The sequence below is a fragment of the Rhizobium jaguaris genome (assembly GCF_003627755.1).
Taxonomy (GTDB): Bacteria; Pseudomonadota; Alphaproteobacteria; order Rhizobiales; family Rhizobiaceae; genus Rhizobium; species Rhizobium jaguaris.
The window spans coordinates 1,991,352-2,006,040 of record NZ_CP032694.1 but is presented as its reverse complement, the minus strand read 5'-3'; the positions used below and the strand labels follow the sequence as shown (position 1 = coordinate 2,006,040).

Sequence of the window (14,689 nt, the reverse complement as noted above, 5' to 3'; positions counted from 1 at the left end):
CGGAAATTACAATGCTGCTCCGCACCTCGATCAAACACTCCTACAGGCCGCGTAGCGCAACTTGATGTCAGCCTGTTGAATGCCTCTTGATTCTCAGGCCTTGGCGATTGCGTCGAAGGCCAGCAACTTTTCCAGAAGCCGCGGCATGTCCTTCAGGTAGACCATATTGGGGCCATCAGATGGGGCATTGTCCGGATCTTCATGTGTCTCGACGAAGACGCCGGCGACGCCGACAGCGACAGCTGCGCGTGCCAGGGTCTCCACGAAACGACGATCACCACCGGTGGAACCACCCTGGCCGCCCGGCTGCTGCACGGAATGAGTCGCATCGAAAATCACCGGTGCGCCCATCGCCGCCATGATCGGCAGCGAGCGCATGTCGGAGACCAAAGTATTGTAACCGAAGGAAGCACCGCGCTCGCAGAGAAGCACATTCGGGTTGCCGCTCTCATTCAACTTCGCCAGCACGTTCTTCATGTCCCAGGGCGCAAGGAACTGACCCTTCTTGACGTTGACGACGCGACCGGTCTTGGCGGCGGCGACAAGAAGGTCGGTCTGTCGGGACAGAAAAGCGGGGATCTGCAGAATATCCACCGTCTTGGCGACAATAGCGCACTGCTCTTCCGTATGGATGTCGGTCAGTACCGGGAAGCCGTATTCCTTCTTCAGATCGGCAAAGACTTCCATGGATTTTTCAAGCCCAATGCCGCGCTTGCCGGAGAGTGACGTGCGGTTCGCCTTGTCGAAGGACGACTTATAGACAAGGCTGATACCGAGCTTGCCGCAGAGTTCCTTCAACACACCGGCGACCATGAAGGCATGATCGCGGCTCTCCATCTGGCAGGGGCCAGCAATCAGCGACAGCCTGGCGGTATTGGAAAACAGAACCTTGGATGCGCCCTCGCCGGCGATCACTTCCGAATTGGTGCTCATGCTATCTCCTCGAAGGCGAACAGCGCGCCCTGTCCAGGGGCGGGCTTTGCCAGAATACGATTGTTTTTACGCGTGTATGTGACGCCGTTAGCAGCCAAATGCGCCGATGTCACGGAAAGATCGCGCGTCTTGAAAAGGATTGCCCGTGCTCGAAGGCCGGGATCGTCCTCAGGCACGGGTAGATCATAAAAGGCTTCCATGCCTTCCGGGGTCAGGACCTCGATCTTGGCATTGGCTGTCTCGATCGTGACGCCGAAGGAATGTGTCGATATCTTCGGTCCATCGGCGACCAGTTCGAAAAAGCCGCGAAACGCTGCCGGCTTCGGCGTCGATACGGCAACCCGTGCAATGCCGGTCACGCCATTGGCATGGCGCTCCAGGGCGCTGCGATTGGCCGGCAATGGATTTATGCGCTGGCAGCAGAAGGTAAAGAAATCCGGCGAACGCAGATCGGCCGCAAATGCAAGGCGGAAACCGGCTGTCACTTCCGAGCCATCCGGCATGCGCATCGGCCGAGTAAAATCCAGCATATTTCCGGCGGAGATGGCGCCGGCCCGGAATCGCTCGTCGTCGGCGACCGCATCGTCAGTACCGAAAACAATGGCCGAAAAGCCTTCTTCGTCGATGCGAAAACGATAGGCCTGGTCGCGGGCGACGAAGACATTGCCCTCCTCGGCGCTCGCCTCGTATTGCTCGCGGGAAGCAACGCCCAAGGGCTCCAGATAGGTCTTGTCGGAAAGGAAAACGCAGGCATTCTCAGTACCGAAAGGATGGCGGGCATCGGCGGCGACGGTAAAGCCGAGCTTGCCCAGCCGTTCTCGCGCCACAGCGATATTGACCGTCGGCAGAACGAGATGATCGAGCGGATGCGGTGATGAGGTCATGGTCTCTTCCTTCAGGTCCGCAGGTTTGCGCTCATCTGCCACTCAATTCAAGACGAAAGCACTGCAGTAGACCGAAGCATGGTTCTCCCCGCAGGAAACTCTTTGGAGCAGCCGGACCAAAACTTTGGTGCTTCCCTCGTAGACTGATAAACCCCTACCGACCTAGCCGAATTACATAGGCTTCGGCATGAAACTCTCCCTTGTGGAAGCACGACAATTCGATCAGTATCCGTGCCATACTGCAATAAAATGACCTGGAATGCAGTCGCAGGTAATTGATGGTGGTGACGATAGCGCCGAAAGCCTCTTTCCCGACAGCAAGACAAAAATACGCATTCTTCCGTTTCGGATGATCCAAAGCCAGCACAGTTCACCATCCGAGCCCGGAAAGATACGAGAGCGATCTGCCGTTACTTCTATTTTCGCGGCAGTACTTAATTTGGTTTATCGGGTGCTTGCGGGGAGACATGCGCTTGATGCTCGTCGAGGGGGCGCCCGCACGCGCGATCTTGTCTCTGCCGGCTCGTTTCTATCTTGCCTTTAGGGAGCATATCCGGGGGACGTGAAGCAGGTTTCTCTCCTCCCCCGTAGCCTGATCCTTTTTGTGTTCACCATTCTTTTCATGGCGCTTTCGCTGCAGCCATGTCGGGCACAATCGCCAGAAACGCCACCTCCCGCGAAGCTGTCGGAACTGCTTCGCTTGATGAACGATCCGGAGCTGCGCCAATGGCTGGAAAAGCGGCAGGCAGCCGAGCCACAGGCACCTGCAATTGCCGAGACCATGATCGAAACCGGAGAAGCCCGGGCTCGCAGCCGATATCAGGCGCTACGATCAGCCATTCCAAACATACCGGCGCAGATTGCCGCTGCAACTAGCAGGGTGCGGGAACAGGCAAGGAATAACGGCTTTGCACCGGTTTTTGTGTTGTTCGCCGCATTGGTCGGTGTCGGCCTCGCGGCGGAATGGTTTTTCAAGAAAACCGTCGTTAAAGCGCGATTCCAGAATCCTCTCATCGCACTCGCGGTCGGCGAATTCGGGCCGTGGGTCACCTTCGCCCTCGTCAGCTCCGCCATCTTCCTTGCCGTAGACTGGCCACCGCTTCTACACGTGGTGATTTTGTTTTATTTGCTGGCGTTCATCATGGCCCGCCTGGCGTTTGCCGTCTGCAAGATATTGGCGGACGCCGGCGCTCTGTCCGCCTTCGGCCATCGCAGGATCCGCCTGTTTATTGCCGTTCTGGCGATAGCAGGCGCCACCACGTCGCTGGCTAGACCGCTCTTCATCGACAGAGACGTCGAAACCATCGTCTCCTATGGCTCCTCCATTCTTCTATTGCTGATCGCAATCGAGGCGGTCTGGCGACGACCGGAAAATGTAACCGCCACCGGACAGCAAACCGTTGTGAACGTCCTCTATTCGCTTTACATGATCTGCATCTGGTTTTTCTGGGCGACCAACTTCCTCGGCCTTTTCTGGGCGGGAATCTATCTCATTGTTCTTCCCAAGCTGTTAGTTGCCGTCGGGCAAACGGCCGAGGCTTTCGCAAAAGGACATTGGCCCAACGACAACAAGAACAGCGCGCGCATGGTGCTGGCCGTTCGGGGCGCGCGGGCGCTTGTCATCGTTGCGGCGGTCGCGTGGATCATATTCATCTGGCAATACAATCCCAACATTCTCGCACGAGAAAATCCGACGGTTGACGCCACGGTCCGCGGTGCGTTGAAGAGCATCGTCATTCTGATTCTAGCCGATCTTTGCTGGCAATTATCGAAGGCTTTCATTGATGCAAGAATGGGTGACGCCAACAACGCCGCATCGTCGCCATCCGCGGAAGCGGCGCGCGCAAGCCGCCTGCGCACCCTGCTACCAATTTTCCGCAACGCGCTTGCGGCCGTCGTCATTGCCGCTGCCGTCCTTACCGTGCTCGCGGAAATGGGCGTACAGATCGGACCGCTGATCGCGGGAGCCGGAATATTCGGCGTGGCGGTAGGCTTCGGCTCGCAAACGCTCGTCAAGGATATTGTCAGCGGTATTTTCTACCTCATGGACGATGCTTTCCGCGTCGGAGAGTACATTCAAAGCGGGAGCTATATGGGAACGGTGGAATCCTTCAGCCTCCGCTCCGTCAGGCTTCGGCATCATCGCGGCCCCGTGTTTACGGTTCCTTTCGGTGAACTCGGCGCGGTTCAGAATATGAGTCGCGACTGGGCGACCGACAAATTCTTGCTGCGGTTTCCCTTCAACACCGATGTCGCCAAGGCGAAAAGAATCATCGAACAGATCGGCGAGCAAATGAAGGCGGATCCGGAAATCGGACCGCAGATCCTTGAGACACTGCAGATGAAGGGGGTCGAGCAGATCGGCGACTTCGGTGTCGAACTCAGCTTTGCCTTTACCGCTCTCCCAGGCCGGCAGACCTACATTCGACGGCAGGCCTATACCATGATCCGCGACGCTTTTATGGAAAATGGCATCGAATTCGCTCAGCCGGGCGTGCACGCGAGCGGAGAAGAGAAATCCGACGCCGCTTTGATGCTGCAAAAGAAGTGGGGTGAACATTTGGCGGGATCGCCATCGCCGCGAACATGAAACGTGTGCGCCGCCGGTCACCGACAGGAGGAGGTCGGGGACTCGGCCTTGACGGAGAAATGCGCGCCAACGACGGTTGCCGTCACTTGTAACCTTCTTTTGCCCGCGTCGTTGACGCAATGACAGCCGCAAGCGCCTGATACCGGATGACATTGGATTTGAAGGAGACCAAACGTGCTGAGCGACCAGCTAACATCCAATGCTGCACACGTCATTCAGATAGCTTTGACGCCGGTCTTTCTGCTTGCAGGCACCGCCGGGTGCCTCAATGTCTTCTCGGCCCGGCTCGCTCGTGTCTCAGATCGGGTCAACAACCTTTTCGAGCGGGTGACTTCAGACGATCCGGATGAAGCACGGCTGCTGCAGCTCTATTATCTGCGACGGCGAACTTTGGCGCTCGAGGTTGCCGTCCTCCTCGGCACGCTATCGGGCGTGTGCACATGCCTAGCAACGCTCGGCCTCATGAGCGGAGCGATTCGCCAGCAGTTTCGCGAACAGATGCTGCTTTGGTTCTTCGGCCTTGCCGTCGTCGCGCTCATGGGCGCTTTTGCGGCCTTTCTCTTCGAGATGTTCCTGGCCGGGCGCAGCATGCTGAAGCAGATAGCCAACGACCGCGCCTTGCTCGAGCGCCGGCGCGAGGGATTGTGAAACATATCTGAAATCCGCCCAGCCTGTTGAATTCGCGCCCGATCTCGTCACGGAAGTACCGATTCCCGCAGTCGCGTCACTCTTAGATTCGGCCCCCTTAGCTTGATCCACCGCCTGCAATTCCGTCATTCGGAGAACATCGTCCTCCAAAGAGCTTATTACGCAAATAGCGTGGCTTTTCATCGCCTTGGAAACACGTGGCTTTCAATCGGAAAAATTCCTTCCATTTCAGATTCCGCTTATATTTCCGATTGTTAGCACACGGATACCCTGAAAAACCGTCGGGCTGGGACCGGTTATGTTCTTATTTCTTTGATGCGGTTACAAAATATTCACCAAAATTTAAGGGCTTGCGGAACACATATGGAACATATAGTGTCCGTTCTGGATTTGTTTCACGACGCTTTTCTCAATTTTGGGGTCCGAAGACGATGTTGACACGCAAGCAGCAGGAACTGCTTCTCTTCATTCACGAACGAATGAAGGAGTCCGGTGTCCCGCCATCTTTCGATGAGATGAAGGATGCGTTGGACCTCGCGTCCAAATCCGGCATTCACCGTCTCATCACTGCTCTGGAAGAGCGTGGCTTCATACGCCGTCTGCCGAACCGGGCTCGCGCGCTGGAGGTCATCAAGCTGCCGGAGGCTTATAGTCCCAGCCTGCAGCCACGCCGCGGCTTTTCGCCGAGCGTCATCGAGGGCAGCCTTGGCAAGCCGCAGCTGGTACCGCCGCCGGCTCCTGCCAGGCCGGTGAATGACGAAAACAACAGTTCCGTTTCCGTACCGGTCATGGGCCGCATTGCTGCCGGTGTACCGATCTCAGCGATCCAGAACAATACCCACGACATCACCGTTCCAGCCGATATGCTTGGCTCGGGCGAACATTATGCGCTTGAAGTCAAAGGCGATTCGATGATCGACGCCGGCATCTTTGACGGCGATACGGTGATTATCCGCAACGCTACGACCGCCAACCCCGGCGATATCGTCGTCGCTCTCGTCGATGATGAAGAGGCAACATTGAAGCGCTTCCGCCGCAAGGGTGCGTCGATCGCGCTTGAAGCGGCTAACCCGGCTTACGAGACCCGCATCTTCGGACCGGATCGCGTCAAAGTGCAGGGCAAGCTCGTCGGCCTCATTCGCCGTTATCACTGACCGGAGACATCGGTGCGATCGGCGCTCCAAAGGTGCCCGATCGCCAATCATAGGCGCGATGCAAATTCCATGGCCGCGTCAAAGTTTGAAACGCGGTTGTTGTTGCCGGTTTGTCGGCGCTGAGGTCCATTTCAATGGAGCCTGTCCGGCGTAGCGTAGCGCCCGTAAAAAGCACTGCGCCGGAGCGGCAGCGATCGAGACGCAGCCGGATGGGAGTCACGACGATATTGGCGGTGTCGCAGGCCGGAGCGAGATAGGCAGCGTTTTCGATGGCGACGAGCATGTCGCCATTATCCAGTATCGCCACGCACCACGCCCCCTTCTGGCAGGCGAAGCCGCCTTCGCCGGTATTGTCCAGCGCCGCATCCATCGCCTTTCGCACGGCAGTCTGCTCGTCGGAACTGAGGCGGCGATGAGCGTCCGATTTGCTGATCTTGGGTAGCTGATTGTCCGGCGGAAGTATCGTCGGCGGATGCTGCTCGGTCATCGCCAGCGCTCGTTGCCACTGCTCGAAGATGAAATCGGGCGGCTTTTCGCGATTGGTCGTCAACGCACCATTCCGCAGCAAGGCGACCAACGTGCCGTCTTCGGAAATTATCAGGTCAGGCTTTCGGACATCAGGGCTGAGTGCGACAATTGCGACCGAACCGATGATCAGAAGCGCACCTGCATGTCGCAGCCACGTCCTCAGCAACGTCATCAGTAAGAAACCGACGATAATCGTTGGGAACAACCAGACTGGCAGTCGCCCGAAGGGAATATTGCCGCCCCAGGCCGCCACCGTTTTGGCAATGACGATGACGATATCAAGTCCCGTGCCGGTGACCTGCCAAAAGGGGGCATCAACACCGAATGGCATCAGCAGCGTCGCCGCCATGCCAAACGGCATCACGATGAAGGAAACGACCGGCATGGCAGCCAAATTGGCGACAAGACCATATGTCGCCAAGCGGTGAAAATGCTCTATCGAGAAGATCGCCGTCGACGCGCCGCCGATAAAGGAGGTCGACAATATGCCGCCGAAGAATCGTGAGACGAAGAGCAGCGGACGCATGATCTGGAAGCGGGAGAGTATGCTTTCCCGATGCCGTCTCCTAGTCCAGAGCGTATAGCCTGACACCAATGCCAGGGTCGCTGCGTAGGACATCTGGAAACTTGGTCCGAGCGCCTGTGACGGCGACAGAATGAGGATGACGATCGCCGACAGCGCCACGTTGCGGAGGCTGAGGGATGGCCGGTCGAAAAGCACGGCGATCAGCATGATCGCCATCATGATGAATGCGCGTTCCGCCGACACACCGAAACCGGAAATAAGATAATAGGCAGTCACCGTGATCAGCGCACCGAAGGCTGCGATCTTCTTCGTTGGCCAGGCCTGTGCCACGCCGAAAAACAGGCTGAGAGCATAACGCAGGCCGACATAGAAAATGCCCGCTGAGAGCGCCATGTTCAGGCCGGAGATGGCGATGATATGCGCAAGGCCGGAGGTCCGTAGCGCTTCCGTCGTATCCTTTGAGATTGCGCGTCTCTCATCGGTGACAAGAGAAGCCGCAAAGGCGCCGGTGTCACCAGGCAGCAGCATTCTGATTCTGTCGCCGATGCTGCTGCGCAAGCCAGCAAGCCAGATATCCGCTTTGTCGAGAATCGATCTTTCGGCAATATCTCCGGCCGGTGACAATAGCGTCGGCGTTCCATACACGAAGCCATTTGCGCCGATGCCGTCGAAATAGGCGCTGAAGGCAAAATCGTTGAGGCCGGGCAAGGCGGGTCCGGCCGGCGGCGTCAGACGCGCCCTGCCTTGGATGCGATCGCCAAGTTCGAAAGGCTGCGGCTGCTTGCGCTCGAAGATGGTGACACGCTCCGGCTGCCGCCGAATTGCTGGTTTTTCCGTTGCCTCGAGAGCGACGACATAACGCCAACGCCCCTTGTCGTCGGCCTCGCGCCGTTCGATCCCCCCGGTGATGGTGGTCGTGACCGCGGAGTCGAGCATTACGGTTGATGCGCGCCAGGTTTCGCATTGTGCCAAAGCCATGCCGGCGCTCAGCAGCATGCCGGCAAACAGCAAGTGCCGCGGCACTCGGCCCACCTCCCGCTTGAGGAAGAAACTGACCGCGAAAATCAGGAGAGCGGCAAAAACGGCCTGCGGCGGCGGATCGGCGCCAGCCGTGAACCAAAAAATCGCGCCGGTGCCGATATAGACCGGAGCAAAAAGCACTGCGCGACCATGCGCCGCCTCTTCTTCGGCCAAATGGTAAATGGTGAGTCTGATACTGGCCGCCGCGAGACGAAGACGCGCAACAAGCGGCACGTGATCCTGCGTCCGCTGCGGTTGGGTCACTTTGGCACGAAGAATAGTGGCGGTCATGCCGCGGTCACGCACGGCAACCGCAGCAATATCCCGGCTATCCGCCGGCTGATCCGGTGCCTCTAAATTAGGCATTCGCCCCCACGCCTACGCAAAACTACAGCTATAACGGGATTTTTGCCGTCACCGTACGGTGAATTCAACCGAAATCGGCCTGATCGTCAAGAAATGACAGCAATCTGCAGATGAACAAGGCAGATCGGCTTATCGCAGTGCCCAAAAGTTGATACTGCAATGCACAAATAGGCGTAAGGATAACTTGGCATTAGGCTCTGGATCATATAGCTAATCGTTAGCCGCTTAACCCTTTGGCGCTTTTTAAGGCGTCAATCCCGCCAAATCTTGGAGGATCAGCATGACGGAACAAAGCGCGAAACTAACTTGGGGCGAAAAGACGGTGGAGCTCCCGGTGAAAACCGGAACCATCGGCCCAAGTGTCATTGATATTGGTGCCCTTTATAAGAACACCTCCACTTTCACTTACGATCCTGGCTTCACTTCGACTGCGTCGTGCGAATCCAGCATCACTTTTATTGATGGCGACGAAGGCGTTCTGCTGCATCGCGGTTATCCGATCGAACAGCTTGCCGAACACGGCGATTTCCTTGAAGTCTGCTACTTGCTGCTCTACGGCGAATTGCCGACCGCAGCTCAGAAGAAGGACTTCGATTATCGCGTCGTGCACCACACCATGGTGCATGAGCAGATGTCCCGCTTCTTCACCGGCTTCCGCCGCGATGCGCATCCGATGGCCGTAATGTGCGGCTGCGTCGGCGCTCTGTCGGCTTTCTATCACGACTCGACCGACATCACCGATCCGCACCAGCGCATGGTTGCGAGCCTACGCATGATCGCCAAGATGCCGACGCTTGCCGCCATGGCCTACAAGTACCATATCGGCCAGCCCTTCGTTTACCCGAAGAACGATCTCGACTACGCGTCGAATTTCTTGCGCATGTGTTTTGCAGTGCCCTGCGAGGAATATGTGGTCAACCCGGTGCTCGCCCGCGCCATGGACCGCATCTTTATCCTGCACGCCGATCACGAGCAGAACGCTTCGACCTCGACGGTTCGCCTCGCCGGCTCCTCGGGCGCCAATCCGTTTGCCTGCATCGCTGCCGGCATCGCCTGCCTCTGGGGTCCTGCCCATGGCGGCGCCAATGAAGCTGCGCTGAACATGCTGACGGAAATCGGCACGGTCGATCGCATCCCGGAATACATCGCCCGCGCCAAGGACAAAAACGATCCGTTCCGCCTGATGGGCTTCGGCCACCGCGTCTACAAGAACTACGATCCGCGCGCCAAGATCATGCAGAAGACGGCGCACGAAGTTCTCGGCGAACTCGGCATCAAAGACGATCCGTTGCTCGACATCGCGATCGAACTCGAGCGTATCGCACTGACCGATGACTATTTCATCGAGAAGAAGCTCTACCCGAATGTCGACTTCTATTCCGGCATTACGCTGAAGGCTCTGGGCTTCCCCACCACCATGTTCACGGTGCTGTTCGCTCTTGCCCGCACCGTCGGCTGGATCGCTCAGTGGAACGAAATGATCGAAGATCCGGATCAGCGTATCGGCCGCCCGCGCCAGCTTTACATCGGCGCAGCGCAGCGCGAATACGTTCCGGTTTCCAAGCGTTAAGCCGAAAAGCAAACAACAAAAAAAACCCGGTCAGAAATGGCCGGGTTTTTTCTTGGACAAGACATCGAGAACGATCGCCGCCGCCTTTTCGCCGGGTGGCTCTTCAGTCTGCATACGCTGCCACACCAGATCATAGCCCTGAAGCATGGCCGCCCGCTCCGTCGTATCGTTGGACAGTCGCTCCATGTAGCGCGCCAGCAGGCCGGGCAGCAGCACGTCGTTGATCAGCTCGGGTAAGACCGCATAATCCGCAATCAGGTTCGGCAAGGCCGCTGTCCAGGTCTTGATGCGCGTCATCACAAACCGGGCGAGCCACTCGGTCTTGTAGGTCGAGACAACGGGGACACCGGCAAGCCCCAGTTCCAGGATCACCGTGCCGGAGGCCGCCATCGCCGCATCCGCTTCCGCAAAAGCGTTCCACTTGGCATCCTGACCGACGAAAACATCCGGCTTGACGCTCCAGTTTTCAAGGAGGGAACGCACCAATGCCTCCTGTCGCGGAACGGTGGGCAGCAGGTAACGAACGCGATCATCTCGCCGGCTAAGCTCCAGTACCGCCTGCTCGAAAACCGGCAGAAGCTGGCGGATTTCCGAGGAGCGCGAACCAGGCAACAGCAGGATCGTCTTCTCGCCATCAGGCGCACTCAGAACGCGAAGCTTGCGCCGGCGGCGGGTCTCGAGCAGGCTCGGATCCACTGTCAGGCGATGGCCGACATAGGTCGTCGCCGGCCCCGCCAGCCGCTGCATTGCCGCCGGCTCGAACGGCAGGATTGCCAACACGTGATCGACATAGGCGAGCATTTTCTGCGCGCGGTACTCTTTCCACGCCCAGACGCTCGGACAGACATAATCGACGACCGGCAAATCCGGCAGCGCTGCGCGCACTTTTTTGGCGACGCGATGGGTGAAATCCGGGCTATCAATGATCAGAAGGACATCAGGCTTGGCCGCGATGATGGCGTCCGCCGTCTGACGGATGCGAGCAAGCAGTTTCGGCAAGCGCTTGATAACCTGCGCAAAACCCATGATCGACAGTTCGGAATAATCGAAAAGCGAGCGCAAGCCCTGCGCCTCCAACGCATCGCCGCCGACGCCTATCAGTTCCACAGGACCGTCGAATCGTTGCTTCAGTGCCGCGACGAGATCGCCGCCGAGCAGATCGCCGGAGACCTCACCAGCGACTACAGCCAGCTTCAATGGCACGCCGCTCACATGAAGCCCTCCGCGCTGAGGCCACGGTCGATGCCGCAGACGAAAAGCCCGGTCTCGTCAGCAGCAGCGATGACCGCCTCGCGGTCGAGCACCAGCGCCCTGCCCGCCTCGACGGCAACACCGGCAAGACCAGCCTTCTTGGCGTTGAGCACAGTCGAAACTCCGATCGATGGCAGATCGGCGCGCACATCTTGCTGCGGCTTGCAGAGCTTGACCAGCACGCCGCGGCGACGCGTTGATATGCGCCCCTCAGCCCGCAAACTTGCGACACGCTCGATCATCTTGTCCGTGCCCTCGGCGCCTTCCAGCGCCACGACGCGACCGCCGACGCTGACGGCGCCCTGCCCGACATCCAGCAGCCCCAAGGCATCGGCTGCCTTTGCACCTTGCGCGATATCGCGCAGGTCCTCTTCCGACGGCGAGAGGCGGCCAAGTGGCCCGGTGGTCGCCAGTAGATCCGGTGCGATTTCATGTGCGCCGACGACCCGGACGCCACCGGCCTCGATCAGGCGAATCACCATCTGCAGCACGGCATTGTCGCCGCCGGAAAGAAGGGTGCGGATGGTCGATGGCAGCTCCCTGATCACGCGCCAGGTTGGGCGCACATCGCGCCAGGCGGGGCGGCGCGCAACGCCGCCGGACATCACGACCCGGTCGACGCCATAGCGGCGGAACATGGTCTCGAGGCCGGCAAAATTGCCGACACCGAGATTGGCATGGTCGAAACCGGACCAATCCCGATCCGCTTCATCCGTCAGTGCAATAACAACCGGATTTTCGCCGGCTTGGCGCGCGGCATCGGCAACATAGGCGGGCAAAAAGCCACTACCCGCGATGATCGCCAGCCGGCCTTTATGGTCTTGACCGCTCGCGGCCACCTCAGCTCTTGCCACGATTGGGCGACGACAACGCGCGATCGCTGTCGGCGGCGATGAAATCGAGGATCTCCATCACTTCCTTGCAATCGGCATATTCATCGCGGATCGCGGCCGCATTGTCGCGGATCGAGCCTTCGCCTTCGAAAATGCTTTTATAGGCGCGGCGAACCGTATGGATGATCGAGCGCTCAATTCCCGCGCGGGACATGCCGACTATGTTGAGACCCGAGAGCACACCCGGATTTCCGTTCAGCATGCCATAGGGAATAACGTCATAGCTCGCGGCCGAAAGACCGCCGATGAAGGCTTGCCGACCGATGCGGGTGAATTGATGCACAGCGCAGCCGCCGCCGAGGATAGCGCGGTCTTCGATGGTGACATGCCCGGCCAGCATGACATTGTTCGACATGATGACATTGTTGCCGACACGGCAATCATGGGCGACGTGCGAATTGGCAAGGAACAGATTGTTGTTGCCGACGATGGTCTTACCGCCGTAGTCAGCCGTGCCGGTGTTGATAGTCACGCCTTCGCGGATCGTGCAATTCTCGCCGACGTCCAGCGTCGTCTCTTCGCCGCCGTGATGCACACTCTGCGGATCGCCACCGACGACCGCCATGGGGAATATCTTCGTGCCCTTACCGATCGTCGTCCGGCCGGTCACGATTGCATGCGTCAGCAGCTCGACAGCATCATTCAACACGACCTTGGGACCGACATGGCAGAACGGGCCGACGACGACATTCTCGCCGATGACCGCTCCGTCCTCGACGACCGCGAGCTTATGAATGCGCGCGCTTTTTGCGATGCTGCTCATGCCTGCTCTTGGTCCTTCCGTACGATCATCGCGCCGATATCGGCCTCGGCAACCAGCGAACCATCGACCTTGGCGTCACAGTGGAACTTCCAGATCGTGCCGCGCTGCTTGAGCTTGGCGACGTGAAATTCAACACGGTCGCCAGGCACGACCGGCTTACGGAAACGGGCATTGTCGATTGTCATGAAATAGACGAGGTTGCCGCCGATTCCGTCTTTGCGGGCGCAGATCGCGCCTGCCGTCTGCGCCATGCCTTCGATCAGCAGAACGCCCGGCATGATCGGCGATCCCGGGAAGTGGCCGGTAAACTGCGGCTCATTGGCCGTGATGTTCTTGATACCGATCGCGGAATTATCGCTGTCGATCTCGATGATCTTATCGACCATCAGGAGAGGATAGCGATGCGGCAAAAGCTTCATAATTTCGATGACGTCCGCCGTCGACAGCGACGTCTTGGCTTCTTCAGTCATGCTCCGCACTCCCGTCCTTCTTGTCCCTGGCTCCTGACCGTTTTGCGATCTCCGCCGACTCTCTCAGAAAATCCCACAACGGCCGGGCCGGAAGGCCCGCATAACGCTCACCCGCCGGAATGCTGTTCATCACACCGCTCTTGGCGCCGATCTGAACACCGTCGCCGATATGGATATGACCATTCAGGCCGGCCTGACCGCCGATCTGCACACCGTCGCCAATCGTCGTGCTGCCGGCTATGCCGACCTGGCTGACGATGGCGCAATGGCGGCCGATACGGACGTTATGTCCGATCTGTACCTGATTGTCGATCTTGGTGCCCTCGCCGATGACCGTATCATCCATGGTGCCGCGATCGATCGTGGTGTTGGCGCCGATCTCGACGTTATCCTGAATGATGACGCGGCCGATCTGCACGATCTTCACCATGCCCCGCGGTGCCGGCGCATAGCCAAAACCGTCCTGGCCGATACGCGCGCCATTGTGGATGATCACGCCATTACCGAGATAGGAACAAAGCACACTGGCGCCGCCGCCGATCGTGCAATTGCGCCCGATCTTGACGCCCGGACCGATCATGGCGCCTGCTCCGATGCGTGTTCCCTCGCCGATCTCAGCACCTGCTCCGATGACTGCGCATGGCTCCACGCCGACATCCGCTTCAAGCTTGACAGTCGGATCGATGAAGGCCGCCGGCGAAATCAATGTCGGGGCCGATGTCAACGCAACCGGGCGCATGGCTTGCGGATGCAGCAAAGCACCGGCCAGCGCGAAATCCGTATGTGGCTTTCTGGAAAGGAGAACCGGAATGTGGGCGGGAACGAAAGACTTCAATGCCGGCAGACAAATGATCGCCGAAGCCCGGCAGGTCTCCAGTTCCGCCCGGTTCTTCCGGGAAAGAATATAGCAAACGTCGCCTTCGCCAGCCCGGTAAACGGGAGCGATGGACTTGATGATGACACCGGCAAAGGCCTCATCAACAAGCTCCGCCCCAAGATGCTCGGCCAGCGCACGGAGGCTGACGCCATCATGGGGCGGGAAAAAACCGATATGTTCCATAAGCACCAGCTCCAGAACGGTGTTAAGTCTGCA

12 protein-coding genes are annotated in these 14,689 nt (G+C 58.7%); 4 read left to right on the top strand and 8 right to left on the bottom strand.

The features are described 5' to 3' along the window. Window positions 1-93 precede the first annotated feature (93 nt). Both kdsA and CCGE525_RS09855 read right to left on the bottom strand, forming a co-directional pair. Window positions 94-933 carry a 3-deoxy-8-phosphooctulonate synthase gene (kdsA, locus tag CCGE525_RS09860; protein WP_120704096.1) on the bottom strand — a complete coding sequence of 280 codons (840 nt, stop codon included), beginning with the start codon at window positions 931-933 and terminating at the stop codon, window positions 94-96. Beyond that, window positions 930-1,817 (bottom strand): VOC family protein, encoded by an 888-nt coding sequence (locus CCGE525_RS09855; protein WP_120704095.1) that lies wholly within the window; start codon window positions 1,815-1,817, stop codon window positions 930-932. The genes kdsA and CCGE525_RS09855 overlap by 4 nt, the downstream gene beginning before the upstream one ends. Before the next feature lie 703 nt (window positions 1,818-2,520). Here CCGE525_RS09855 and CCGE525_RS09850 point away from each other — a divergent pair. From CCGE525_RS09850 to lexA, 3 genes are all read left to right on the top strand, one after another. Beyond that, window positions 2,521-4,407 carry a mechanosensitive ion channel family protein gene (locus tag CCGE525_RS09850; RefSeq protein WP_162950146.1) on the top strand — a complete coding sequence of 629 codons (1,887 nt, stop codon included), beginning with the start codon at window positions 2,521-2,523 and terminating at the stop codon, window positions 4,405-4,407. Window positions 4,408-4,581: 174 nt separating this feature from the next. Continuing rightward, the gene (locus tag CCGE525_RS09845) at window positions 4,582-5,055 is read left to right on the top strand and encodes a DUF2721 domain-containing protein (protein ID WP_120704093.1); all 474 of its coding nucleotides are present in this window, start codon (window positions 4,582-4,584) and stop codon (window positions 5,053-5,055) included. A gap of 431 nt (window positions 5,056-5,486) precedes the next feature. Next, entirely contained in the window at window positions 5,487-6,209 is a 723-nt protein-coding gene (lexA, locus tag CCGE525_RS09840; protein WP_120704092.1) for a transcriptional repressor LexA, read from the top strand. On the opposite strand, the gene CCGE525_RS09835 is transcribed toward lexA, so the two are convergent. Next, window positions 6,190-8,649, bottom strand: coding sequence for a ComEC/Rec2 family competence protein (locus CCGE525_RS09835; RefSeq protein WP_120704091.1), 2,460 nt, complete (start codon window positions 8,647-8,649; stop codon window positions 6,190-6,192). The genes lexA and CCGE525_RS09835 overlap by 20 nt on opposite strands. A 280-nt stretch (window positions 8,650-8,929) precedes the next feature. Here CCGE525_RS09835 and gltA point away from each other — a divergent pair, with 280 nt between their 5' ends. Then, a complete protein-coding gene (gene gltA, locus CCGE525_RS09830) occupies window positions 8,930-10,219 on the top strand; it encodes a citrate synthase (RefSeq protein ID WP_120704090.1) in 1,290 nt (429 codons plus the stop codon). Window positions 10,220-10,249: 30 nt separating this feature from the next. Here gltA and lpxB read toward each other — a convergent pair whose 3' ends face one another. The 5 genes from lpxB to lpxD are packed head-to-tail and all read right to left on the bottom strand — an operon-like array spanning window position 10,250 to window position 14,656. Then, entirely contained in the window at window positions 10,250-11,431 is a 1,182-nt protein-coding gene (gene lpxB, locus CCGE525_RS09825; protein ID WP_120704089.1) for a lipid-A-disaccharide synthase, read from the bottom strand. Then, on the bottom strand, window positions 11,428-12,309 hold the full coding sequence (locus tag CCGE525_RS09820) for an LpxI family protein (RefSeq protein ID WP_120704088.1): 882 nt from the start codon (window positions 12,307-12,309) through the stop codon (window positions 11,428-11,430). The genes lpxB and CCGE525_RS09820 overlap by 4 nt, the downstream gene beginning before the upstream one ends. Window position 12,310: 1 nt before the next feature. Then, the gene (gene lpxA, locus CCGE525_RS09815) at window positions 12,311-13,126 is read right to left on the bottom strand and encodes an acyl-ACP--UDP-N-acetylglucosamine O-acyltransferase (RefSeq protein WP_120704087.1); all 816 of its coding nucleotides are present in this window, start codon (window positions 13,124-13,126) and stop codon (window positions 12,311-12,313) included. Beyond that, complete coding sequence (gene fabZ / locus CCGE525_RS09810; protein ID WP_120704086.1) at window positions 13,123-13,596, bottom strand: 3-hydroxyacyl-ACP dehydratase FabZ; 474 nt, start codon at window positions 13,594-13,596, stop codon at window positions 13,123-13,125. The genes lpxA and fabZ overlap by 4 nt, the downstream gene beginning before the upstream one ends. Continuing rightward, window positions 13,589-14,656 carry a UDP-3-O-(3-hydroxymyristoyl)glucosamine N-acyltransferase gene (gene lpxD, locus CCGE525_RS09805; protein ID WP_120704085.1) on the bottom strand — a complete coding sequence of 356 codons (1,068 nt, stop codon included), beginning with the start codon at window positions 14,654-14,656 and terminating at the stop codon, window positions 13,589-13,591. The genes fabZ and lpxD overlap by 8 nt, the downstream gene beginning before the upstream one ends. Between the last annotated feature and the right edge of the window lie 33 nt (window positions 14,657-14,689).